Annotated in this window: 22 protein-coding genes; 14 read left to right on the top strand and 8 right to left on the bottom strand. The window is 42.7% G+C overall.

Annotated features, from left to right (window positions below; all coding sequences use genetic code 11):
• Positions 1-20 precede the first annotated feature (20 nt).
• Complete coding sequence (locus tag HWQ47_RS20565) at positions 21-2,393, top strand: fimbria/pilus outer membrane usher protein (protein ID WP_269967887.1); 2,373 nt, start codon at positions 21-23, stop codon at positions 2,391-2,393.
• Positions 2,380-3,279: a hypothetical protein gene (locus tag HWQ47_RS20570; RefSeq protein ID WP_269967888.1), complete on the top strand. Its 900-nt coding sequence runs from the start codon at positions 2,380-2,382 to the stop codon at positions 3,277-3,279. The genes HWQ47_RS20565 and HWQ47_RS20570 overlap by 14 nt, the downstream gene beginning before the upstream one ends.
• A gap of 1 nt (position 3,280) precedes the next feature.
• Here the strand turns inward: HWQ47_RS20570 and HWQ47_RS20575 are convergent, their stop codons facing one another.
• A complete protein-coding gene (locus HWQ47_RS20575) occupies positions 3,281-3,889 on the bottom strand; it encodes an alpha-ketoglutarate-dependent dioxygenase AlkB family protein (RefSeq protein ID WP_269967889.1) in 609 nt (202 codons plus the stop codon).
• A 124-nt stretch (positions 3,890-4,013) separates the two neighbouring features.
• Between HWQ47_RS20575 and HWQ47_RS20580 the strand changes: the two genes are divergently transcribed.
• Together HWQ47_RS20580 and HWQ47_RS20585 are read left to right on the top strand one after the other, a co-directional pair.
• Entirely contained in the window at positions 4,014-5,273 is a 1,260-nt protein-coding gene (locus HWQ47_RS20580; RefSeq protein WP_269967890.1) for a methyltransferase, read from the top strand.
• Between the two features lie 302 nt (positions 5,274-5,575).
• Positions 5,576-5,737: a hypothetical protein gene (locus HWQ47_RS20585; protein ID WP_269967891.1), complete on the top strand. Its 162-nt coding sequence runs from the start codon at positions 5,576-5,578 to the stop codon at positions 5,735-5,737.
• Positions 5,738-6,735: 998 nt separating this feature from the next.
• Here HWQ47_RS20585 and HWQ47_RS20590 read toward each other — a convergent pair.
• From HWQ47_RS20590 to HWQ47_RS20610, 5 genes are all read right to left on the bottom strand, one after another.
• Entirely contained in the window at positions 6,736-7,737 is a 1,002-nt protein-coding gene (locus tag HWQ47_RS20590) for a DUF4062 domain-containing protein (protein WP_269967892.1), read from the bottom strand.
• 565 nt (positions 7,738-8,302) lie between these two features.
• A complete protein-coding gene (locus HWQ47_RS20595) occupies positions 8,303-8,866 on the bottom strand; it encodes a porin family protein (protein ID WP_269967893.1) in 564 nt (187 codons plus the stop codon).
• A 200-nt stretch (positions 8,867-9,066) separates the two neighbouring features.
• Complete coding sequence (locus HWQ47_RS20600) at positions 9,067-10,074, bottom strand: adenosine deaminase (protein WP_269967894.1); 1,008 nt, start codon at positions 10,072-10,074, stop codon at positions 9,067-9,069.
• 119 nt (positions 10,075-10,193) lie between these two features.
• Positions 10,194-11,054: a sterol desaturase family protein gene (locus HWQ47_RS20605; RefSeq protein ID WP_269967895.1), complete on the bottom strand. Its 861-nt coding sequence runs from the start codon at positions 11,052-11,054 to the stop codon at positions 10,194-10,196.
• A 53-nt stretch (positions 11,055-11,107) separates the two neighbouring features.
• Entirely contained in the window at positions 11,108-12,202 is a 1,095-nt protein-coding gene (locus tag HWQ47_RS20610) for a DUF2804 domain-containing protein (protein ID WP_442802104.1), read from the bottom strand.
• Between the two features lie 142 nt (positions 12,203-12,344).
• On the opposite strand from HWQ47_RS20610, the gene HWQ47_RS20615 reads away from it, so the two are divergent.
• From HWQ47_RS20615 to HWQ47_RS20630, 4 genes are all read left to right on the top strand, one after another.
• A complete protein-coding gene (locus HWQ47_RS20615) occupies positions 12,345-12,911 on the top strand; it encodes a YajG family lipoprotein (protein ID WP_269967896.1) in 567 nt (188 codons plus the stop codon).
• Positions 12,912-12,960: 49 nt separating this feature from the next.
• Positions 12,961-13,545, top strand: coding sequence for a peptidylprolyl isomerase (locus tag HWQ47_RS20620; RefSeq protein WP_269967897.1), 585 nt, complete (start codon positions 12,961-12,963; stop codon positions 13,543-13,545).
• Between the two features lie 90 nt (positions 13,546-13,635).
• Complete coding sequence (locus HWQ47_RS20625; protein ID WP_269967898.1) at positions 13,636-13,965, top strand: hypothetical protein; 330 nt, start codon at positions 13,636-13,638, stop codon at positions 13,963-13,965.
• Between the two features lie 139 nt (positions 13,966-14,104).
• Entirely contained in the window at positions 14,105-15,517 is a 1,413-nt protein-coding gene (locus HWQ47_RS20630; RefSeq protein WP_269967899.1) for an AmpG family muropeptide MFS transporter, read from the top strand.
• Between the two features lie 92 nt (positions 15,518-15,609).
• On the opposite strand, the gene HWQ47_RS20635 is transcribed toward HWQ47_RS20630, so the two are convergent.
• Positions 15,610-16,095, bottom strand: coding sequence for a YajQ family cyclic di-GMP-binding protein (locus tag HWQ47_RS20635; RefSeq protein ID WP_269967900.1), 486 nt, complete (start codon positions 16,093-16,095; stop codon positions 15,610-15,612).
• A 168-nt stretch (positions 16,096-16,263) separates the two neighbouring features.
• On the opposite strand from HWQ47_RS20635, the gene HWQ47_RS20640 reads away from it, so the two are divergent.
• The 4 genes from HWQ47_RS20640 to HWQ47_RS20655 all read left to right on the top strand — a co-directional run bounded on the left by HWQ47_RS20640 (position 16,264) and on the right by HWQ47_RS20655 (position 19,379).
• Positions 16,264-16,641: a VanZ family protein gene (locus HWQ47_RS20640; RefSeq protein WP_269967901.1), complete on the top strand. Its 378-nt coding sequence runs from the start codon at positions 16,264-16,266 to the stop codon at positions 16,639-16,641.
• Positions 16,642-16,657: 16 nt separating this feature from the next.
• Positions 16,658-17,629, top strand: a complete 972-nt coding sequence (locus HWQ47_RS20645) for a ketopantoate reductase family protein (protein ID WP_269967902.1) — start codon at positions 16,658-16,660, stop codon at positions 17,627-17,629.
• A 164-nt stretch (positions 17,630-17,793) separates the two neighbouring features.
• Positions 17,794-19,278, top strand: coding sequence for a sodium-dependent transporter (locus HWQ47_RS20650; RefSeq protein ID WP_269967903.1), 1,485 nt, complete (start codon positions 17,794-17,796; stop codon positions 19,276-19,278).
• The gene (locus HWQ47_RS20655; protein ID WP_269967904.1) at positions 19,275-19,379 is read left to right on the top strand and encodes a MetS family NSS transporter small subunit; all 105 of its coding nucleotides are present in this window, start codon (positions 19,275-19,277) and stop codon (positions 19,377-19,379) included. Before HWQ47_RS20650 ends, HWQ47_RS20655 begins: the two co-directional genes overlap by 4 nt.
• 3 nt (positions 19,380-19,382) lie before the next feature.
• On the opposite strand, the gene HWQ47_RS20660 is transcribed toward HWQ47_RS20655, so the two are convergent.
• Positions 19,383-20,219 (bottom strand): LysR family transcriptional regulator, encoded by an 837-nt coding sequence (locus HWQ47_RS20660; protein ID WP_269967905.1) that lies wholly within the window; start codon positions 20,217-20,219, stop codon positions 19,383-19,385.
• 166 nt (positions 20,220-20,385) lie between these two features.
• On the opposite strand from HWQ47_RS20660, the gene HWQ47_RS20665 reads away from it, so the two are divergent.
• On the top strand, positions 20,386-20,766 hold the full coding sequence (locus tag HWQ47_RS20665) for a DUF413 domain-containing protein (protein ID WP_269967906.1): 381 nt from the start codon (positions 20,386-20,388) through the stop codon (positions 20,764-20,766).
• The gene (locus tag HWQ47_RS20670) at positions 20,753-22,780 is read left to right on the top strand and encodes a flavohemoglobin expression-modulating QEGLA motif protein (protein WP_269967907.1); all 2,028 of its coding nucleotides are present in this window, start codon (positions 20,753-20,755) and stop codon (positions 22,778-22,780) included. The genes HWQ47_RS20665 and HWQ47_RS20670 overlap by 14 nt, the downstream gene beginning before the upstream one ends.
• Positions 22,781-22,883 lie beyond the last annotated feature (103 nt).

Raw genomic sequence — 22,883 nt, forward strand, 5'->3', positions numbered from 1 at the left:
TCCCTTGTAATGCGAATGCGATGAGCTTCTCACTGCCTCTGGATATTGAAGGGCGACAACTCGGCACAATACCTGTCACCTTAAAAGGCACCGAAGTCAACGCTGTTTCATTGGTGTCGCTTAAATCAATTCTCAGTACCCGGGTAGCGGATGATGTTTGGCAAGCTTTGTTAGAAAATCATTCAACCACAGATGATATGGTGTCACTTGCTACGTTAGCCAAGAAAGGGGTTAATCTGGTGTTTCTCCCTTCTACCCTAACCCTTACTGTGGATATATCAAGTGAGGCGCTAGGGCAATTCAACGTGGACTTCAGTGAAGGTTTCACCCCGTTTTCACCCTCTAATAGTGGCTCGTTTAGCTGGTTAAACAGTATTAACTTCACCCATACTGAAAGCTGGCAATCCAGCAGCAATAATAGCTTTTCTTCTGCCGATTGGTTGGCCCAAATGAATATAGGTGGTGCTAGTGGACTCAATATAACCCTAGCAAATCATCTCGAGGCAGACGAGGATGATACCCGTGTCCTGCGAGGAGAGTGGACCGCATTTTACGATAATCCAAACGCCCCCTTGCGGATGTCGATTGGAGACGTTGAATCGAATTCGGGTTCTGGAGTTGCTGGGCACCTATCCAGTGTTAGCCTTGGAGGCTTGTCAATTAAGAGTGATTACGCAGAACTTCAACCTGAGCGCATTATAGGCCCTAATAACAACCAAGAGCTGATCCTTAAAGAGAGTGCCGAAGTAGAAATTAGCGTCAATGGACAGATTATTTTCAGTGGTCGTCAGGAGGCAGGACGTTTTAACCTGAGCAATTTACCCATGGCTAATGGTGCCAATGACATCATAGTCAACGTCACTTACCTCTCAGGGAAAGCTGAACGTTTTGTTTTTTCGCAATTTTACAACAGTAGCCTATTAAACCAAGATATGCTCAATTACGCTGTTACTGCTGGTGTGCCCTCTATTTTTGCCGATGACGGTATCGAATATTTAGACACCTGGACGGTAGCAGGGTTTGCTGAATATGGCCTGTTATCCTGGCTAACACTTGGGGTCAATGGATCCGTTGCTAAATATGGACAAGTACTGGGTACCACTGCAACCCTAGGAACAGATTTGGGTAACCTTTCTAGCCGTTTATCTTTTAGTAACCGAGAGAATGCAGGCTTTGGTAATATTTTATCCTTCACGTTTGAGAGCACCGTATTAGGGACTTCTAATAATCAAACTCCCAACCTTAGATTGAGCGCTGAGTTCTCAGACTTGTTTACCTCGACGCCCTGGGATGAAGAGGCTCTAGCGACAACATATGAACGCTATTTAGCTAATTACGTTTGGGTATTCAATAACCAATGGGATGCAACGATATCTGCCTCCTATTATAAAGACAACCAAGACACCAAACAGAGCAATCTCACCTTTATGTTGAACTGGAAAGTAGGTAACTGGACCTTAGGTTCTGGCGTCAGCTACCAAGATACTGACACCTATGATGCCGCTGATGTCGAATATTTTATAACCCTTGATTGGCGCCGATCTAATACCCGCAATAGGGTTAATCTAGCTGCTAATTACAATAGTAATAATAACCACTCTCAAGTTGAACTCTATCAAACCAGTAATGATAGAGTTGGCAGTCTAGGATACCGGGCACAAGCTGAGTATGAAGATGGACGAGAGAGTCAAAATGCACAACTCAACTATACCGCTAACAGAGTGCGATTAGAGGTAGAAGTGGAGCGCAATAAAAATAGTAGCAACGGCAGTGATGCCGGCTATTCAGCATCCATTAGAGGCAATACTGCCATTGGGCTTGTTGATGGTAAGTTGGGTTGGGGACGAGCACAAGAAGGCCCCTTTATTGTATCCCAACTTCATCCGTCACTGTCTCAGCAGCAAGTGCTTTTGGGCACAGATCAACAAGATGGCTACAAAGCTGCAGGCACCCCAATGATTGGCGGTTTATTGCCATTAGAAGTGGCTTACAGCAACAACATAATTGACCTTAACGTGCCTGATGCCCCCATTGGCTATGACTGGGGAGAAAGCAGAATAACCATCTCACCTGGCGCTGCAACAGGTCATTACATGATGATAGGTTCAGACCGCTCATATACCGCAAAAGGGATATTAATCGATGCCAGTGGTAAGCCCGTCTCCTACCTACAAGGTGAAATTATCAGTGAGGAGTTACAACTGCCGTTCTTCACCAATAAATCTGGTCGTTTCTACGTTCAAGGCGTTGGACCGGGAAAGTATATGGTGACAATAGCTGATGACAGATACCACCCCTTGCCCGTCGTAGTCGAGCAAGCCGATAGCCATTTAATCGAACTTGGCACGCTTAACTTAGCGTGTATTAAGGAGAGTTGTGATGAAAACCTTTAATCCCATAAAAGCAACGCTAACATTGATAATGCTAGCTGTCGCGTTCTCAAGCTCGGCCTATGAGGAAAATCCTGACAACAACGCCAGCTGTGAAGGTAATTGGCGTATTGAACTGAACACGAACTCATCCTCCAAAGAACAAAAAGGACGACGAGGAGTCTGGATCCCTGGTACCATTTACCTCGACAGAGTGCTCGCTAAATGTGCCAAAGAGATTGTACTCAAACAACCTCATGGAGGAGAACCTTTACTGCATGGACTCAGCTCACAGCATAACTATGAATTAAGAAATGCCGCTCGCCAACCCCTGTCTATTACGGGTAAAAACGACTATGTCCTGCCTGTTTTCAAAAAACAACAAGTGGACTTATGGGTGTATATCCCGGGTGGCAGAGACTTATCACCAGGACATTATCAAGCCACGCTTGATGCCGAGCTTAAAAGCGATATAAATACTAACGTGTTGCAGAAAAGCTACTCCTTTGATTACCTAGTCACTCCCTATGTTCGGGCGAAAATAGTCAACTCAAGCGACAGATGGATCCAACCAGCAGGCACCTCAGTACGTGTTCACTTAGGGGATTTAACGCAAAGGAATCGCCGTGATTTACCCGTTTACGTCGAGAGCAACAGTTTCGTTAGCATGACCGTGGCATCCTTGAATCAAGGAAACCTTGTCAATGTGACAAATCGGCGAAATAAGGTGCCCTACCAACTCCTGTTTAGTGGCCAACAAATCGACCTAGTCGATGAAGTGACATTTGATATCAACAACCGCCCATTTAGTGGGAAAAAGATGACCATATCATTCCAAAACACCGCCAAGCCTTTTGCCCGCGCAGGTCTCTATGAGGATGTAGTGACCATCAGTTTGTATGCGAGGTAGTTTACTTAGCATTGTGATAGTGGGGAGATAAGCTTCTGAAGGTGTAATTAACTCTTGGCTTATGTACCCCCATACGTTTTGGTAAACTATGCTGCCAACTTTGTTGCATCGGCCAGTGCATCAGTAACAGATCACCACTGTCGAGTGTCAGCTTTACTTTCTCTAGCGTCTCTTTATGGCGAAGAAAAAAGTCACGGCTTGCACCTAAGGTTAAAGAGGCAATATCGCTACCCGACACGATTTCAGGCTCATCATCACTATGCCACCCCATAGATTGTGTGCCATCAACATAATGGTTTACCAATACACCATTGGAGATAAAACCAAAATCACGGTGCAGCATTACCCTAAGCTTATGCGCATATTTTGGCCAAGGTAATGCCTCAATAAATAGACCTGAGTAGAAATAATGACAACCAAGATCTCCAAACCAAGCTTGAGAACGAGGGATCACATGAGACTGACCAAAAACTTGCACTATCGGCCGCGTGAACGGATAAGATTGAGCTTCCTTAAGAAGTGCTTGTTGTTGCTGTGGATTTAAATAGCCTTTTAGCAGTGTAAAAGGAAAGTTATCACGCACACCTTCTAGCAAAACTTGCTGTTCCATATCGACTCTGTCCCCTCTAGATTAACCGACGCCAATCTCCCCCAACTGACACCTTAGCCTTATATACCTGCCGATCTTAATCTGCGATAATGCCTGCCCTTATTTTATTGGTACATTTCGGCATATGACAACAAAATTTTCAGTCACGGATATTGAGCTAGCACTAGCACGCTATCCAAAAGATCAGGAATCAAACTTACAGGCGTGGGATGCGGCTGATGAGCACCTAATAAAACATCTTAAAGAGACTGAACAAAAGCCTGTTATTACCGCAATAATCAATGATAATTTTGGCGCATTAACCACTTGTCTTCGAGCAATGGACGCAGCTTGGCCATTAATGGTTGAAACAGATGCAAAAACCAGCCAACTGGGTATTCTGCAAAATTTGGCGACAAATAAGCTCTCTCGTGAAGGTATAGCCTGGCTTAATAGCCGTGAAGCGCTACCAAGTAAAATTGAACTTGTGTTAATGAAGCTTCCAAAGAACTTAACCTATTTCGCCCACCAGCTCAGCCGTCTATCTCACGTTCTGCCAAAAGACACTCAGGTACTCATTAGTGCCAAAGCCAAGTCAATTAGCAAGTCAGTACTCGAACTGATTGGCAAAAATCTAGGCCCTGCCACTGCTAGCCTGACTTGGAAAAAAACCCGTGTGATCACTTGTATCAGTGACGGTGTCATCCGAAAGCTTCCTAATGAAATTCAATGGTCTGTTCCTAAATTAAACCTAGAAATACGTAACCTGAGCAATGTATTCGCCGCTAACAAACTCGATATTGGCGCTGAAATCATGCTGGAAAATATGCCTAAAGGTAATTTCAAATCGATTATCGATTTAGGCTGCGGCAATGGCATATTAGGTCTGCATGCAAAACAGCTGTTTCCAGATGCCTACATTCACTTTGTCGACGATTCAGAGATGGCCGTCGAATCCGCCAAACAAAACTGGCTACTCAACAAATTAGACACTGACGGTCTCGTCGGCGAACAAGCCACCTTTGGTTGGGATGACTGCCTAACCCACCTAAGTGAAGGTGTGCGTCCCGATCTTATTTTATGTAACCCACCTTTCCATCAAGGTGAAGCAATCACCGATCACATCGCCTGGCAGATGTTCCTCCAGTCATGGCGTTCACTGAAAAACGGCGGCATCTTACACGTGGTTGGTAACCGTCATCTGGCATACCATGTAAAGCTGCAGCGCATCTTTAAAAACTGCACCACTGTCGCGTCAAACGGTAAGTTTGTTATCTTGCAGGCACAGAAAATCAGCAAGAAAGCCGAGACTTTTGAGACTCTAGCTATCAACGTTGAGGCTGACGTTGAAGTAGCAGCAAGTGAGCCACACCCACAAAGTGGGCTTTATGGCACCAAGAAGTAGCTTGCCAGATCGCAAGTTTCAAATATCTTCTTAGTTGGGCTCATTTGGCTGAATTCGTATTTGGTTATTGCCAGATAGGCATAGCTTCGTTGATATCTATTGCTTGCAGAATGTGCTGTATATGGATATACGAATGTCGTGATCACACAGATGTGAATGAACGCCCCTTATGTGTAAATATACTTCTCTGACACGGTGAGTGAAGCATAGCTTCAAGCTAACGAACGAGAAGCATGGAGGCTGAACTGGCATTAAGATAGGGATATCATTGCAAGCACATCTGACCTCCAGGGACGGAGGAAATGCAGAAAAATGTCTGGAACATTTTCTGCCCTGTGGCCTCTAAGACAGCCAATAACCTCCCTGTTAAAAGGCCAGTTCGATATCCCTATCTCCCGCTCGAAGAGTTTCACCCTGTAAAACCTCGCCTTGCTGTCGAAGGTCATAGCCGCGTTCACACCTGATTGTTTATCTCTTCGATGTAAGGTTTGTGGTTGTAGAACGTTTCTGGACAAAAGCTTGCTGACTTGCCTGATAGCAAGTTTCAAATATCTTTGTGGTTGGTTTCATTGGGCGAGATTGGTATTTAGTTAGCTGACAGCAAGCCATTACTTTAATCCAGTTAATTGCTTGCAGCAGGCCGATGTGCAGATACTTCAGTGAGACGACGCAAGTACAATCCCTGTAGTCTCTACGATGACATCCATGTCATCGAAGCTCACTGCCGCATCTACACCTGAGTGTTTGTCTCTTCGAGTTAGGTTGTATAGTTATGACTCATTTCTGGACAAAAGTTTGCTGACTTGCCTTATAGCAAGTTTCAAATATCTTTTTAGGTTGGGTTCATTGGGCTAGGTTTGCATTTGGTTATTGTCAGGTAAGCATGGTTTAGTGGTTGTCTATTGCTTGCAGCAGGCCTTATGTGTAAATACTTCTATGACACGGTGAGTGAAGCATAGCTTCAAGCTAACGAACGAGAAGCATGGATGCTGAACTGGCATTAAGATAGGGATATCGTTGCAAGCTCAATCCCTATAGCCTCTACGACAGCCAATAACCTCCCTGTTAAAAGGCCAGTTCAATATCCCTATCTCCCGCTCGAAGAGTTTCACCCTGTAAAACCTCGCCTTGCTGTCGAAGGTCATAGCCGCATTCACACCTAATTGTTTATCTCTTCGATTTAGGTTTTGTACGACAAAGTCCCTTGGTGATCACATCAGAGATTGAGTGATTCTAGGAAGGTTTTGGACAAAAGTGCGTTAGAACTCAGGCTCTAAAACTGGGCTTTGAGATTAGGAAATGTACAGTGCTCGGCCATATTGTAACGCCCACTTAACTTGCGCAGCAAGGCAATACGGTAATTCCGCATTGCGCCATAATCTCTAAAACAGATTGGAAGTAAAACTGCCACGCGTTGCAAGTCAGGTTAGATTATTTGTTAGGCGACTATTACCGACAGGTTTTATTCACTTTTCCTAACAACTCTAGCTTCCAACATTTTTTGAGTCCCCAGGTCTGTTAACTCCCACTTAGATACTGCATCGCCACTATCAATGGAGATTAGGTTTAATGCCACAAACTGAATTCGAATAGTAAATAACACCTGAGTATCGACCAACAGACTACTAATATTATAATTGTTCGTATCAGTACCACTATAATGTGAAGCTATAAACTCACTAATTGAGGTTTCATATGGTCTATCGACTAAGAAAGGGGAAATAGTGCTAAAGAGATTTTTCCAAGTTGTTTCTTTAGACCAACTGGCATATTGAGTATCGTCATGAAAGCTGTTTGCATAAATTCTATAGTCGCCTTTAAGCATTATTCTACTATCAAAATTTGCTAACTCGGTTTCAGGAATGGGAGTTGAAGATGAATTCACTTCGGCTAATTGCATGCTTATCTTATTGTTTTCTTTCCTTAATTCATTTATTTCAGCCAACAACTCAGGGGAAGCTGTTGAATCAGCTCGCACCCAGCCTATAGCGGGAAACATTTTAATGGTTTTGTTTAAACTGAGTGAAACTTGACCTGGCAACTGCGCAGGATTATCCCAAAAACGAATTAAACGACCATTACTTACTTTATCGCGAAAATCTTGCAATTTTTGATAATTAGCTTCGTCATTTTCTGATTTAGCCCTTGGTAATTCATTTGGTGACTTATGTAATAATGCGATTACTTTAATACCTTTACTTACAGCATAATCAAATTCTTTTTCTGTATAACTGAGCCCGTCATCAGCGGTAGAACCGTAACGACCTCCGATTATTAACAGGTAATAATCACAGTCATCAATAATTTTTTTAATGAATTCCCACTGTTCTTCATCTGCTGCAGGAAATAATTCCATTCCCGCAGGAATGCAATCCATCTCCATCAATGTTTGCAACACACTTTGCCTTTCTTCTTGAAGGTCAACATAGGTAGAACTCACAAAAACTTGATAACGCTTATCCATAAAATTCCCAGTTCATTTTAATTAACACAAATTGAGCGCTGTACTGCGACCATGTAGCCTAACATTCGTACAGTGCGCATGCGTATTTAATAAGCCTATTATTAAAGCCTTACTAAAGTAAAGCTATTGATTTATAAGAACTCTACCAGAGTAGCACTGAATAAACGAGCACGAAAAATTGCAAAGTTAGCATTGATATTGATGTCTTATCTAAAGCTGTCACTTATCGATTAGCAAAAGTAGGTCAACTAACTTGCTACGGTTCTGTGTAGCATATCGCCTGAAACTGATAAAGGGGCAAAAGTGAGTTACGAAACTCCAGCAATGAAGTCAAATCGAAGAGAAAAATGAACAGATGTAGATGCAGCTGCGAGCTTCCAAAACAGGGAAGTTTTGGTAGAGCCATCCACGGATGGATTCACGGCGTTTCGCAGAAGTGTCTGCACATACCTCGCTGGAGGCGATAAACAGCAATAAAGGTGATACCTCCAGACACATCCCTCAATACCAAACTCAGCCGAAAGCTAAAGCAGAAAATGTAATCAGCCTTCATTGGAAGGCTGAATTAAAAGCGGTAACTCATGCCGAAATTGAAGCTTTGCACTTGTAGCTCTTGAATCGGAACGTATTGATACTCAAGGTTTAAACCAAAACCTGATTGAAAACGTATGCCCCAACCGACTGCACCATAAAAATCACTGCCACTGCTTTCAATACTCTTGACCTCATCACTACTGAAGAAACCTGTAATATCATAATCCAGCTGGTTAGCGCTCATACCTACTTTGGCATAAAGATGGTTACTCTCGGAAAGGGGGACTTGCCCATAAATCGCACCTCGAAAACCTGTATAACTAATATTATCCACACTGGAAAATATACTGGATATCGCACTCACAATACCACCAGTACCGGCCATAAGCCCCGCTTCAACACCAAAGTGATTATTCAACATATATCGATAATAGATATCAGTGCTTAAGCTGTCCCCTGCACCGAACTCCTTACCATTATCGGACTCAAAATCCTGAGTTCCGTAACCAAGACTTCCGCCAATAATGTGGTTGGACTCACTGGCATAGGCTGGTACGCCCAACAAACATACAGCCACTAACAACGCCTTTTTCATGATCATTCCCTGTTTATTATTAAACCACTATCCTACGATGACACTGATAGGCAGCATCAAGTCAAACCACAAGCAAGTCACATTAGCTCTAGATAACTTTGCCACCCAAAATATAACATGCCATCTGAATTTGGAAACTGTACTGAAACTGAACGAATTGACATTGAATATATAAATAACGGATCAATCACGGTCTTAAGTTAACTATTGGTTTCCAAATAGGCCAGGGTACACGTCTTCATCACGGCTTTGGCATCATCATTGATGAAACTGGCTTCGATAGCATTAAGGGTAAATTGCGTCAGCTCCGCTTTAGTTAATGGTAATGCCTCAGCGACAGCATTAAAATTATCGGTCATATAGCCGCCAAAATAGGCGGGGTCGTCCGAGTTAATGGTGACACACAGACCATGACGCAAAAGCTGGGCAATATTGTGCTGATCCATGTTATCGAACACCTTAAGACGAGTATTTGACAGAGGGCAAACAGTCAGCGGCACACGGCTTTTCGCCAACAGCTCCATCAACACGGCGTCTTGAACACAGCTGACGCCATGATCGACTCGGCTCACTTTTAGCATATCCAGTGCATCATGAATATTCTGCGCAGGCCCCTCTTCGCCGGCATGGGCCACGGTCAAAAAGCCATATTCCAACGCCCTTTCAAAAACCCGTTTAAACTTCTCTGGTGGATTTCCCTGCTCGGAAGAATCTAACCCTATGGCCACTATTTTATCTTTATGAGGTAGGGCTATCTCCAATGTAGCAAAAGCAGCCTCCTCATCCAGATGACGCAGAAAGCACATAATCAACTGGCTGCTGATCCCAAGCTCACTTTCAGCTTGCAACAGCGCCATGTGGATCCCCTTAACGACAGTGTCGAAACAGATCCCTCTATCAGTATGGGTTTGTGGGTCGAAGAAAATCTCCGTGTGCATCACATTGTCCTGCTGACAACGCAAGAGATATGCCCAAGTCAGGTCAAAAAAGTCCTGTTCATGAATAAGTACATTCGCACCTTGGTAGTAGATATCGAGAAATGATTGCAGATTATGAAAGTCGTAGGCAGCCCTAACGGCCTCTGGAGTATCGAAAGGAATTGCCACCTTATTACGGTGCGCCAATTCAAACATCAACTCAGGTTCTAGGGTTCCTTCAATATGAAGATGTAATTCCACTTTGGGCAATTCTGAAATAAATGCTTTCATAGTCAACCTATTACATGATTACATGAGACATCAACCTTATCACACCTTGTTATTATTCAAAAAGTTAACTTTGCTTGCCATATCTCAATTTTTAAATATCACTTATAACAGAATACAGATTAATCTCGCTCTCGAGTCTGGGGTGGGGAGAACAAGCGACGCCATCTCTCGCCTATTGTTAACCCTGACGCAAATGCTTCACTCAACATATCTCGCCACTCTCTAAAGGTCACCACCAAGGGATTAAAACTGTTGACAGGTTTAGTGATCCCATACTCGACAGTCTCCTCCTCTTTGGCATAGGTACCAAACATCTTGTCCCAAATAATCAGCACGCCAGCATAGTTCCTATCGATATATTGCGGATTTCGTCCATGATGAACTCTGTGATGGGACGGAGTGTTAAAGATTAACTCTAAGGGACCCAATGATCTGACCGCCTGTGTATGAACAAAAAATTGCAAACCAAGATTGAGCAAGACAACGAATACCACCCAATTAGGATCAAAACCCAGTACCACTAAAGGAAGCCAAAATAGCCACATCCCTGCGAGGGGATACATAAGGGATTGACGAAACGCCGTGCTAAAGTTCATGGTTTCTGAACTATGGTGAGCCACATGAGCCGCCCACATCCAACGGATCCGATGGCTAGCTCGATGGAACCAGTAATAACAGAAATCCTGTGCGACCATGAGCAATATGAAGCTAAAAATCCCCATCTGAATATCAAAAAGACGCCAACCAAAAAAAAACAGATAGAGTTTTGCTATCAGCAAGCCCGTGAGGATATCAGTCCCTTGATGCAACCCAGCAAGGGACAGGTTACACAGGACTTCTGGCAAGCGATATTTTGCATTGGCGGGTAACTTATTACGCCTGTCTCCCAGATACCACTCCAGTAAAATGCAGATGAAAAAGAGTGGCGCTAACCCTAGGAGTAATAACTCTGGGTGAGCGATAAGCGCATTGAAATCCATATCATAATCCTAATCTAAATTTTATTATTATTGTCCAGATATGTCGATATCTATCACCAGCGTGCGAAGTGATCTTCTGTTAACCCCAATACTTTGTCTAGGGTATGCTTAGTGCCTGAATTGTCGATGATATAACCTGAGTAGTAACCGATATACTGCCTAAAATTACTTTTTAGCAAGAGTAAATTTAGCTTTTCTTGACGGCAGTTCTGTGACTTAAAAGAGAGCTCGATCTGACCGTTATCAGAATATATTCGCCATAACTCCCCCTGCTTACTTCCCTGTTTATCTCCTCTAAATCTGGCAAAGTCAAAATGCACAGATCCTAGCAAATGCCGCTCGCCATTAACCCAAAATACGTTTTCGTTGCAGCCTGTTTCATTGACCCCTGCGGCTAAGTTTAATCCGATTACCCCTTTGTCACTGTGCGCATTAATACAAGCCCAACGCCAGCTAGTTTCGCGGCGCATATAACCTGCAGAGAAATCATAACTGCCCAGTACTTGATTCAAAGGTTGAGGTTCATCATTTATCGTTAACTGACCTTGTGGTTTTAGCCCGTTATGCTTTTGGGTATAGGTCCAGCCGCTATAACCTGTTGGATTACACATGGCCATGGGCAAACTGAGTGCTGGTGGCAGCAAAGTCAATTCAGCTTTAATGTTTGATGTATCGATAGATAAAGACCAGATACCTTGGACTAGATTAAAAGCCACGGCTCCCTTGCGCCCAACAATTCTAGCAGTTCCATCCATCGGGGATGGCGCTAAGCTGTAACCCAAACTGGGAGGTTTAAGCCAACTAGTCTCAATAAGCTTGTTCTTACTGATATCGAAAAGGTAACAAAATGCACTGCCAACATAACGAATATCGGCAATCGCTACGCCAATAATGTAGTGCGGTGTCACTAAGCTGACAAACTGAAACTGTTTATAGTGAAAATAACGACTCAGAACCGAGGCGGGTCTATCCATCTCATTAACGTAATTAAACAACTCAAGCCCAAGCGAGGCCACTGGCCCATCAAAATAACCAAAGCTTGGTACTCCTCTTTCCGAGATAAGACTCGAGGGAGCAGGCCTACTCTCTATGTGCATAGGGGAAAACTCATTCACGCCCATCTCCAGATTAAATTCAATGTTGAACATTTACTCTAACCTGATGTTAACAAAGTTCAAAGCCTCTTAACGACTACCAATAGTCTCGGGGCAAGGAACAATGGCATCCAAAAGCATTTCTGGTATGCTGATACCATTCAGTTTTGTTCATTTAAATTAAGATAAAACCATCATGAAACGTTTATTTATTTCGCTAACTGCCGCGATTGCTCTATCGGGTTGTGCTTCTCAGATGCCGAGTCATATCGCGCTCAATCCTCAAGTCCCAAACATCGAATCCCAGCTACAATTGCCTGAACAACTAGCCATAGAGACCATAGATACTCGTTCGGCTAACTTTATTGTTCGATTCAATAATGACGACCAAGCAGCCAAGCTGATCAGCCCTTCTGAGGCCCCAAGAAAGCAATTGGATGACGTATTTCGTGAAGGATTTACTAAAGCCGGTTATCAAATAGATCCCAGCTCAACAAAACAGATCCAGCTCCAAATAGAGCAGTTACTAACCGATGTAGACACGGGCACATTCAACTACGAAGCCAACAGCAATATCATTATTAATATCATCGCAAAAAATGATAATCACACACTGACAAAGCGCTACACGGCCAAAAATACAGTAACGGGGCCATTCAGTGCCGATTTTGCCACTCTAGAGCTCGCCATCAATAAGCTACTCGATGAGCTAAGCAAAAAAATAATAACCGATCCTGAGTTAAATGAATTTTTGCAGCAGTGATAATCCATTAGTTAACGCCCACTAACAGAAGCAATAACAAGGAAGCCTTATGTTCCGTTTATTTAACGCCCTAATTTTATTGTGTCTAAGCCAAGCTGCGCTGGCTATCGACATTCAACCCAATACTCTCTACCCACAAGTGCAACTCGATACGAGTATGGGCAAGATAGTGGTTGAGCTCGACAGAACTCGAGCACCGATCACCGTCGATAACTTTCTCACCTACGTCGTTAATGGCCACTATGATAATACGCTTTTTCACCGTGTTATTGCCGAGTTTGTCGTGCAAGGTGGCGGTTTAGATCTTAAACAAGAAGAGAGACCTGTTGCCTCCCCTATTGTCAACGAATCAGGTAATGGATTATCAAATACCTTTGGTACTATTGCCATGGCAAGAGATCAGAACCCTCACTCAGCCACCAGCCAGTTTTACTTTAATGTTGGCGAGAATGACAGATTGGACCCATCATCCAGACGTTGGGGCTATGCTGTATTTGGTGAAGTAGTTGAAGGTGCTGAGATTATTCAAGCAATGTCGAATGTAAAGACTGAACAAAATTTGAAACTTCAATGGCCAGACTTTCCTATAAAAGACATTATCTTAGAGAAGGCAACTTTGCTGCCGAGAAAATAACTCTTCCATTACTCATTATTATTCACAAATAGTCAGCAATTACGTCTCATTTGCATCTATACTCAATGAGCACTAATAAGGAGGCGACCGATGACACCTAATGAGTTCATCGATAATAAAGCGCCCCAGCTGGCCCAATATGGAAAAGCGTTTCTGAGTAATCAGCTCGATTTTAATGAGGTACAGCTATATTTATGGGACACCCTAGAAGAGTGGCAACAGTTCAATCATCAGGGTGACGCGCAAACGGATGTAGAGCGAGTTTTTTGGCACCTTTTACATGCCTTTGACCGATGGCCCGACTGGATGATCCGCGGCAATCAATATCTACGTAAACAGATAGATGAATGTTGTGATTTTCTCAGTATCGGGGGGCAAATACCTAGAGGATGTATAGGTAATAGACCCAGCTTCGAGTAAGTTAAAAAAACAAAACCCAGACAACTTGTCTGGGTTTTTTATATTAAAAGTGTTTAATTGCGGCTGGTAACACTTTTTACCTTGAACCAAATTACGCCCCCCCTTAAGCTAGTCCTAATAACAACTTAGAACCTCTTTTATGTCTTTAACAGCAAACTCATCGCTTTCTCGCTTCAAAGATGCGCTCTCCATTTATTGCCATAAACGAGTTTTAGTCCTATTACTACTTGGCTTCTCAGCAGGCCTTCCTTTGATGCTGGTCTTCTCTACTCTCTCCTTTTGGCTTAGAGAGGCCGGAATCGACAGAACAGCCATAGGTTACTTTAGTTGGATAGCCCTCGCTTATGGCTTCAAATGGGCATGGTCTCCCTTAGTTGATAGGCTTTCATTGCCAATATTAACCCGTCTGTTAGGCCGCCGCCGAGGCTGGATGTTATTTGCACAAATACTGTTAGTAGCAGCTATCGTAGGCATGTCATTTAGCGATCCCGTTAAAGATTTGCAACGACTCGCTCTCTTTGCACTGATGGTCGCATTTGCCTCGGCCACCCAAGATATTGTCATCGATGCCTTTCGTATTGAATCTGCTCCAGAAAAGATGCAGGCCGCCCTCGCTGCCGCGTATCAAGTCGGTTATCGCAGCGCCATGATTGTGGCCACAGCAGGCGCCCTGACCATTGCCGCTTGGATAGAGCCGAGTAGTGATGCATATAATCTCATGGCTTGGCAAACCGCCTATCTGATCATGGCAGGCCTGATGTCGGTGGGGATTCTTACCACCCTTTTTAGCAAAGAGCCTGAAGTTGAAATGAAACTTGCTGATGAACAAGAACAGCAAATTAGAAAAGAATTTAACCAGCGTTATCCTAAAGTAGTTGCTAGTACCTTATCTTGGTTTTACACCGCCAGTGTTTTACCTTTTTTAGACTTCTTTAAACGTTATGGTCGCAATGCAATCCTTATTTTACTGCTGATCTCATGCTACCGAATATCAGATATAGTGATGGGAATTATGGCCAATGTTTTTTATGTGGACATGGGTTTTGCTAAAGATGAAATTGCCGCAATAAGTAAAATATACGGTCTAATAATGACCTTAGTCGGTGCAGGATTCGGGGGGATATTGCTGGCACGTTACGGCACCATGAAGATCCTATTTCTGGGTGCCTTGCTGGTTGCGGTGACTAACTTGCTCTTCGCCTATCAGGCCGTGATCGGTTATGACATCCCTCTACTCACCGTTATCATCTCTATCGATAACTTTAGTGCAGGTATAGCAACCGCAGCCTTTATTGCCTATTTGTCCAGCTTAACCAGTACAGGCTACAGTGCGACTCAATATGCCCTGTTATCTTCAATAATGTTGCTATTTCCCAAATTCATTGCCGGTTTCTCCGGCGCCTATGTTGATGCTTTCGGTTACATCAACTTCTTTATTACCGCCAGCGTGATCGGTTTTCCCGTATTATTCCTTGTCTATATTGTCGACAAACGCACTCGTCATCATGATGTTCTAAATAAGGTTAATGATAATAGAGACACATCCGACTAAAGCTTCTATGACTAAGACTTAGCTCTTACTAAAAAGAGGTTTAAAGCACTATTCTTTAAACCTCTTTTATCTTAATTTTTCACAAAAAAAAATTAATCTCGGAAATTATTAAACTGAAATGGCTGATCTAGACCTGATTCACGTGCTAATGCCATTACCGCTTGCAGATCATCACGCTTCTTGCCTGTGATACGAACAGAATCGCCCTGAATTGAAGACTGTACCTTTAACTTACTGTCTTTAATCATCTTAACTAATTTCTTAGCAGTAAGAACTTCAATGCCTTCTTTAAAGCGAACTTTCAATGAGAATGTCTTACCACTGTGCACTGATTTATCGTCGACATCCATAGAGGCCGGATCAACATTACGCTTGCTCAGTTGCATACGTAAAATATCCACCAATTGTAGACACTGAAAATCATCTTCTGCCGACAGCGTTACGATATGATCTTTATATTCGATACTCGCTTCTTTGCCGCGAAAATCAAAACGTGTTTTGAGCTCACGCACTGAATTATCTACAGCGTTTCTTAGTTCAACTTCATCGACTTCTGAAACTATATCCATTGAAGGCATTTCATGTGTCCTATACCTGTATTTATCGTGGCCGTAGTTTACCTCAGAAGTCTAATCGAGACTAGAAACGTGGTAGATAACATATACGATTAAATTTGTTATTTTTATAGGTGACAAGGAAGCAACATTTTCCTATGATGGCTCAAATGACCAAATGCGCCTGAACCAGTGATATCTAGACAAAATATTTTTAAGTTGGCTTTGCTCGTAACACTTATGGCGATCAGTTATCTGGTGTTTTCCCGACCCAACTACCCTTTTATGCTCCCTCAGACCATCCCCAACATGGATAAAATTGGCCATTTTGGTAGCTTTTTTTGCCTCTCTTATTTGACTCATCTCGCCTTTAAACCCAAATGGTATCTGCTCGCGATAACGCTTGCTTGTTATGGTATTTTTATCGAATTAGTGCAATCGACATTGCCCTACCGCAGCGCTTCAATAGCCGACTTTGTTGCCGATATGCTTGGAGTTTTACTATTCTATTTTTGTCATTGGAGTTACCTACGATATATCAAGGCGTCTGGTATTTCTGAGCCCGAATAAGTCAAGGAAACCCGTTATGAGCAAAGACAAATTGACATCAACTTTGGCATCAGAATCAGAAATCGCAATCTTAGGTGCCGGAGCAATAGGGCAACTCTTGTTCCATCAATTGATGGCGATAGGCTGCGCGCCCTACTTTATCACCAGAACGATAAATACAAGTAAGCAAACACTTACTTTTACCTCCTTAGAAAATCAAATATCCAGCTTATCTGCCCCATTTTGTTCCTCAGTAATTCAGCCAGGCGTTGATGACAAATTAGCTCACATAATGCAAGACACCCAACTCATCATTGTCTGTGTAAAAGCTTATCAAGTTAATGAGGCCATCGACTCAATCCTCACTCGCCTTCCTAAGCACTGTCATATCCTATTGCTGCATAACGGGATGGGGCCACATCTTCAGGTGAAAAAGCGGCTATCTACTCATGGATTAAGTGTAGGAACAACTTCACAAGGTGCACTAAAGCTTGCCAATCTGCATATACAGCAAACTGGTTGTGGCAGTTCTCAATTAGGACACGTTAGCGGGCCTCGACTCTCAAATAAACTTAAGCAGCGATTGCTTGATGCTATTCCACTGAGTCAATGGTGCGAACCTATTTTGCCTTTGCTTTGGCAAAAACTGGCTATCAATGCGGCTATCAACCCACTGACAGCGATAGAAGACTGTCGCAATGGCGCCTTAGTAGATATTCGCTATACGCCAATTATCAATCAGCTCATCTCAGAGCTGGTTATGGTTGCTAAAGCCGACGGGATTGAACTCGACGAGTTAGTACTTACCAACCGGGTGTATGAGGTGATTAAACTCACCGCTAACAACTTCTCTTCAATGCATCAAGATGTCGTGAACAAACGGCAGACTGAAGTGGGTTCGATTAATGGCTATATCATAGCGCGTGCACGAGTCCACGATATGGCCTGTAAAATCAATGAAGACCTATATAATCAAATCACCACAATTGAATCCATGTATCCGACCTAGGTCCTTTCAACCTAATTATTCCGCTAAATTTAACTTAACGCAAAAACAGCAGCGAAATAACACATGCAACACCTGCTCAACAAAATAGCTTGAAAAATAAACGTCAGACGGCATACTCATATCTAACTACTGTGTTAAAAAATAATTAGATAAAAGTAGAACTTATGCAAAGAGAACAATGGAATTCACGGGTTGGCTTTATACTCGCCGCTGTGGGCTCAGCAATCGGACTTGGTAACATTTGGCGTTTCCCCTATATGGCTTATGAAAATGGCGGCGGGGCTTTCTTCATTCCCTATCTTTTTGCCATGCTCACTGCTGGGATCCCCTTCATGATTATGGAATTCAGCCTAGGTCATAAGCTACGTGGAGCTGCGCCTAAAGTTTTCGCTAAGTTGGGGGAGAGTTATGGCCTCAGGCTTGAATGGCTTGGGTGGTTTCAAGTCTCTATTGCCGCCGTCATTGGCATCTACTATGCGGCCGTCATAGGATGGGCAATCTCCTTTCTGGGTTTTTCGTTTAATCAAAGTTGGGGCGTCGACACCAATGCTTTTTTCTTCAATGAATATTTAAAGATAGGGGAGCACTCTCCCACCAATTTAGGCGATTTCCAGCTCAACATTGCCATACCAATGACCTTAGCTTGGTCCATTACCTTAATGGCTATTTTTACCGGTGTAAAAGGGGGAATAGAACGCGCCAGTAAAATAATGATGCCCCTACTCTTTATCATGGTGTTACTCCTGATCGGAAGAATGGTCTTTCTACCTGGCGCCTTAGAAGGACTTAACTATCTATTTCAACCAGACTTTAGCAAGATACTCGATGCCAAGGTATGGTCTGCAGCCTATGGTCAAATTTTCTTCTCCCTAAGTGTCGGCTTTGCCATCATGTTGGCTTACTCAAGCTACTTACCTGAAAAATCAGACATCAATAATAATGCCTTTATGACGGTTTTAATCAACTGTGGTTTCTCTATTCTTGCAGGCATACTCATTTTTGCCATACTCGGTTACATGGCTCAAGAACAAGCGAAACCTTTAACAGAGGTGGTTTCATCGGGTGTAGGTTTGGCCTTTGTGACCATACCTGCAGCGATTAACTTACTCCCCGCTCCCTACATTTTCGGTCCGATCTTCTTCTTTGCCTTAGTCGTTGCTGGACTCAGTTCTCACATTTCGATCATTGAAGCGGTAACGTCCGCCCTGATGGATAAATTGTGCATGCCACGAAAAAAAGCAGCACTCATCGTCTGCGGAACTGGGTTCACTATCTCCATGGCATTTGCGACAAATGGCGGGTTGCTACTACTGGATATAATCGATTACTTTATCAATAATGTCGCTTTACTCGCGAGTTGCTTCATTGAACTAATCATACTGGCTTGGTTGTTTAAAATTGCCGATATTCGACAATACGCTAATCAAATTTCTGACTTTAGTGTTGGCCGTTGGATAGACATTTGTTTACGCTTTATCAGTCCGAGTATGTTGGCAATTATTTTAGTTAAAAATCTTATCAATACATTTAATAATGGCTATGGAGATTACCCCATTACAGATCAACTGCTATTAGGCTGGGGACTGATTGCCTTTATGCTGTTTATCTCTCTATTAATCAATCTAGCAACCAAACAGGAGGAATTATGAGTACAGGCGCCATAATCATGATGACATTTGCCCTACTTATTACTTGGGGCGGCGCTGGCATCTGTATCGCCATTGCAATGAAAAGAGCAAAAAAACAGTGACACTCATGTCATCACTAAACGCTCTATTTTAACGATGGCATCATGTGAAATAGTGTCCCGTCTATAGATGAGGTAAACAGGTCTATCCCATGGCTCGCTCTCTTTAACATGATAGAGTTGTTTAGTCGTGAGATAAGGGGTTGTAATTGAGTTTGGCAAGTAAGCGGCTCCGCCTTTTTGCAGGATAAAAGCTAACGCAATCCCTCCTGTTGAGGTACGAAGGTAAGGCGCACTCTTTTGACCATGGCGCTCAGCATGCTCGGACGAGAAACGAGTCCCCCAATCAACATAGACATACCGCTGAGATAAGGCTTCATCAACTGAGCACTGAGAAGTAGCCACTAACTCAAGTCTAATATCGACTATTTTCTTGCTGACTAATTCATCACACTTAAGCGGTTCAAATGCAAACGCCATATCTAAGGTTCGTTCTAATAAACGCCGATTCAACAATTCACGACTCAGAACTTCCGCCTGAAATCCATAGCCACAAAAGGCTTCAGCCACCTCACTTAAACATTGTTGCAAGTAGGCATCCCAAATATTTGGGGTTCCCCCAAGCGTCAGTTGCAGAGTTTTATTATCAGCAAGCGTTAACTCATTTTTAGCATGTTCAAGAGTGCTGACCATCACTTCGGCATAGACAATTAACCGCTCTCCGGATGGGGTTAACTTGATACTGTTTCGATGTCGGATAAATAATGTCCGTCCAAAGAATAATTCAAGTTGTTTTATTCGTGCACTCACAGCAGCTTGAGTGATATATAAATTCTCGGCAGCACGGCCAAAATGGCGAGTTTTAGCTACCTCTAAGAAAGTTTTAAATACTTTGACGTCCATCGACTTTTCTTATGTCGACTCCATTTAGAGCCCACTGGAGAATAACAATAAATTCTTATGGTTACGACAAAAATATATTGTTTCTCTTTTTGGGAAAAAAATTCTAATTTCAAATTAATCTAACGTTTAAAAACCATTAATAATAATAAAATTTCTGAGGTCTACTATGTCTGAAGAGTCAATTCGTTGCGGTCAAAAATGTTTTATCGATAATACCAACTTTCCTCGGGGATTTAGAAAGTGCGGAGACTTTTCATTAGCAGAGTCTGAACTACTCAGTCTCTATGGTGAGACCCTTTTGAACTTGGAATCAGGTTTATTTTCACCACAAACCTTAGAAGAAGACCACTTTATTCGTGTATTAACCCAGCCTGATCAAGCAAAAACTAAACTCGAACTAGTGTGGATGAAATACATCAAACTATCGCGAGAACCCAGGCAGTTTCATACTCTTAACAGCACTTACTCTTACAAAGCTCCTGCTGAGATGATGCCAATAACAAACATAAAATCTGATGAGAGTGCACAACTAAATGCAACGATATAGCCTTGAAGAAATTTTAGATTTTATCAAACAAGGCGAGGTTTTTGCAGGACAACTCTCCTCTTCAGGTTGTTATATTAAGATAGAGCAATACCTTCCAGTTGTTTGCACAGCCATCCATACGGGTCATGAATTACGAGAAGATCGACTAAAATACTGTTTACTTACCGCTGAAGAGCGTGATAGTCATGAAGCTAGATTGACCTATGAACTCATCGCCTCACAGCCTATCACGCTAAGCAGCCTTGACTCACGACTTGAATATGATCTCGATTATCCAAAAGCATTGTCAACGTCCTACAAGCTAATGACAGAACAGGCGCTTTGGAAGAGACCTCTGAGTGCAACGCAAAGATTAATAAGTCATAACAAGCACGACGCATTTTTTCAGATCTACACCGCCTTAATTACGAAATTAGAATCCCTGTTTGGCAAGGTTATCGTATTTGATATCAAAGCCTATACGCCTCAGGAAGCTGATACATCAGCGCCACTGTTCGATATTTCGACCACTCAAATTGATATGTCGAGATGGCAATCAGTGGTTAATAAGTTTCATTCAGAACTGACAAAAACATCTGTACCCAATATGGACACATCAGTTGCGCTAAATGTCATCAGCCGTGGTATGGGATACCTCACCACCCACACTAATGCGCATTTTGATCGCACTCTAGTCCTAGCCATACACATAAAGAAAGTCTATTTAGATGCTCAAAATGGGGATGTATTTCCTCTGGTTGTTGACGCACTTAAGCTGGGGTTAAAACAGTCATTAAGTGAAACCAGTGCTTTTTTCCAACGAAAAATAAATCAAAAGAACAAAGTATGCGGAGCTAACATGCTCAGCTCTGCGATAGAGCCTGCCGTGCTTAATGTCGACGCTTTGATATATAAGTTAGCTCAGGGAGTGGAGACCCTAAAATATGTAAATCCGGTTAACTTAACCATGGAGCGACATCGATTTGAGCGAGCTCCTAGCCGATTTAAACCCAATTTTCACTATCGACAACTGCCCATCGATGCCAATGCATTCAAGTACAATTTATATCGAGTACCAATAGAAAGCATCTTAGATCCAGCCATGAAGCAGCTCTATTCAGATATGATCCACTCTCTAAGCGAGCAAATAGATCTACTGTCAAGCGTGGGTCAAGAGGCCTTTTTATACAACTCACTTCGCCATTATGGAAGACCCGACGCTCAATCCATTAATAACGCTAAATTCCTGCTTTACGCGAAAGAGATAGAGGAAAATAGCGGCGAGATCCTAGATGCTAAAAGTGCTTGTGAGCTAATGAAGCAGCAAGCAAGTGACTGGGGAATGAAGTGTAAAGTTAATCTAAGCAGCTCTATTCTAGCTCGCGCTATGGTGAGCTCAACCCCACCGCAACTTAAAGTAAATACTCACGCAAAATTTAGCTATGCAGAGGTTCAGCGGTTAAACCATCATGAACTAGGTGTTCATATGGCGACGACATTAAACGCTCGTCACCAAGCATTAAAAGCACTACGTTTAGGCCTACCGGGAGCGACCGAAACCCAAGAAGGCTTGGCCATCATGGCGGAATACAATGCCGGTTACATGGCTCATAACAGGCTTAACACCCTTGCTTATCGAGTACTCGCGGTAGACTCCATGCTCAAAGAGCAAAACTTCTACCAGACTTACAGCTATTTAGTCGATGAGCTAGGGATGAAAGAAGATGATGCCTTTGTCACCACAACTCGAGTATATCGAGGTGGTGGATTAACCAAAGATCATCTCTATCTAAGCGGATTTGTCACCATAAAACAGCTATCAGCTGAACGTGATCTAACTAATCTTATGATCGGAAAAACGGGTTCTCAATATTTGGATCTTATCGATGAATTAGTACAACGAAACTGGTTAACACCACCTAAGTTTGTTATCCATAATCAGCAAAATAATGATTCTGAAATACATAACATAAGTGATATTGAAGCCAATAAGACGTCTAGTTTGAGTTACTTGATTGAGAGTTTAAGAGGTTAAGGAATTAACTCAATTGATGCATGCCATAGTCTAATGATTTAAATCTTATACCATTAAGCATGCATCTCTTACTCAAAAAAGGTAAATTAGCCAACATTGAATT

Source organism: Shewanella sp. MTB7 (genome assembly GCF_027571385.1).
Lineage (GTDB): Bacteria > Pseudomonadota > Gammaproteobacteria > Enterobacterales > Shewanellaceae > Shewanella.

Bases quoted from the DNA above. Each gene is read 5' to 3' on its own strand.
- HWQ47_RS20635 (WP_269967900.1), bottom strand. From the start codon at position 16,095: ATGCCTTCAATGGATATAGTTTCAGAAGTCGATGAAGTTGAACTAAGA.
- HWQ47_RS20650 (WP_269967903.1), top strand. From the start codon at position 17,794: ATGCAAAGAGAACAATGGAATTCACGGGTTGGCTTTATACTCGCCGCT.
- HWQ47_RS20565 (WP_269967887.1), top strand. From the start codon at position 21: ATGAGCTTCTCACTGCCTCTGGATATTGAAGGGCGACAACTCGGCACA.
- HWQ47_RS20670 (WP_269967907.1), top strand. From the start codon at position 20,753: ATGCAACGATATAGCCTTGAAGAAATTTTAGATTTTATCAAACAAGGC.
- HWQ47_RS20600 (WP_269967894.1), bottom strand. From the start codon at position 10,074: ATGAAAGCATTTATTTCAGAATTGCCCAAAGTGGAATTACATCTTCAT.
- HWQ47_RS20660 (WP_269967905.1), bottom strand. From the start codon at position 20,219: ATGGACGTCAAAGTATTTAAAACTTTCTTAGAGGTAGCTAAAACTCGC.
- HWQ47_RS20595 (WP_269967893.1), bottom strand. From the start codon at position 8,866: ATGAAAAAGGCGTTGTTAGTGGCTGTATGTTTGTTGGGCGTACCAGCC.
- HWQ47_RS20615 (WP_269967896.1), top strand. From the start codon at position 12,345: ATGAAACGTTTATTTATTTCGCTAACTGCCGCGATTGCTCTATCGGGT.
- HWQ47_RS20630 (WP_269967899.1), top strand. From the start codon at position 14,105: ATGTCTTTAACAGCAAACTCATCGCTTTCTCGCTTCAAAGATGCGCTC.
- HWQ47_RS20665 (WP_269967906.1), top strand. From the start codon at position 20,386: ATGTCTGAAGAGTCAATTCGTTGCGGTCAAAAATGTTTTATCGATAAT.
- HWQ47_RS20645 (WP_269967902.1), top strand. From the start codon at position 16,658: ATGAGCAAAGACAAATTGACATCAACTTTGGCATCAGAATCAGAAATC.
- HWQ47_RS20620 (WP_269967897.1), top strand. From the start codon at position 12,961: ATGTTCCGTTTATTTAACGCCCTAATTTTATTGTGTCTAAGCCAAGCT.
- HWQ47_RS20585 (WP_269967891.1), top strand. From the start codon at position 5,576: ATGCAGAAAAATGTCTGGAACATTTTCTGCCCTGTGGCCTCTAAGACA.
- HWQ47_RS20580 (WP_269967890.1), top strand. From the start codon at position 4,014: ATGACAACAAAATTTTCAGTCACGGATATTGAGCTAGCACTAGCACGC.
- HWQ47_RS20570 (WP_269967888.1), top strand. From the start codon at position 2,380: ATGAAAACCTTTAATCCCATAAAAGCAACGCTAACATTGATAATGCTA.
- HWQ47_RS20625 (WP_269967898.1), top strand. From the start codon at position 13,636: ATGACACCTAATGAGTTCATCGATAATAAAGCGCCCCAGCTGGCCCAA.
- HWQ47_RS20590 (WP_269967892.1), bottom strand. From the start codon at position 7,737: ATGGATAAGCGTTATCAAGTTTTTGTGAGTTCTACCTATGTTGACCTT.
- HWQ47_RS20655 (WP_269967904.1), top strand. From the start codon at position 19,275: ATGAGTACAGGCGCCATAATCATGATGACATTTGCCCTACTTATTACT.
- HWQ47_RS20605 (WP_269967895.1), bottom strand. From the start codon at position 11,054: ATGGATTTCAATGCGCTTATCGCTCACCCAGAGTTATTACTCCTAGGG.
- HWQ47_RS20610 (WP_442802104.1), bottom strand. From the start codon at position 12,202: ATGTTCAACATTGAATTTAATCTGGAGATGGGCGTGAATGAGTTTTCC.
- HWQ47_RS20575 (WP_269967889.1), bottom strand. From the start codon at position 3,889: ATGGAACAGCAAGTTTTGCTAGAAGGTGTGCGTGATAACTTTCCTTTT.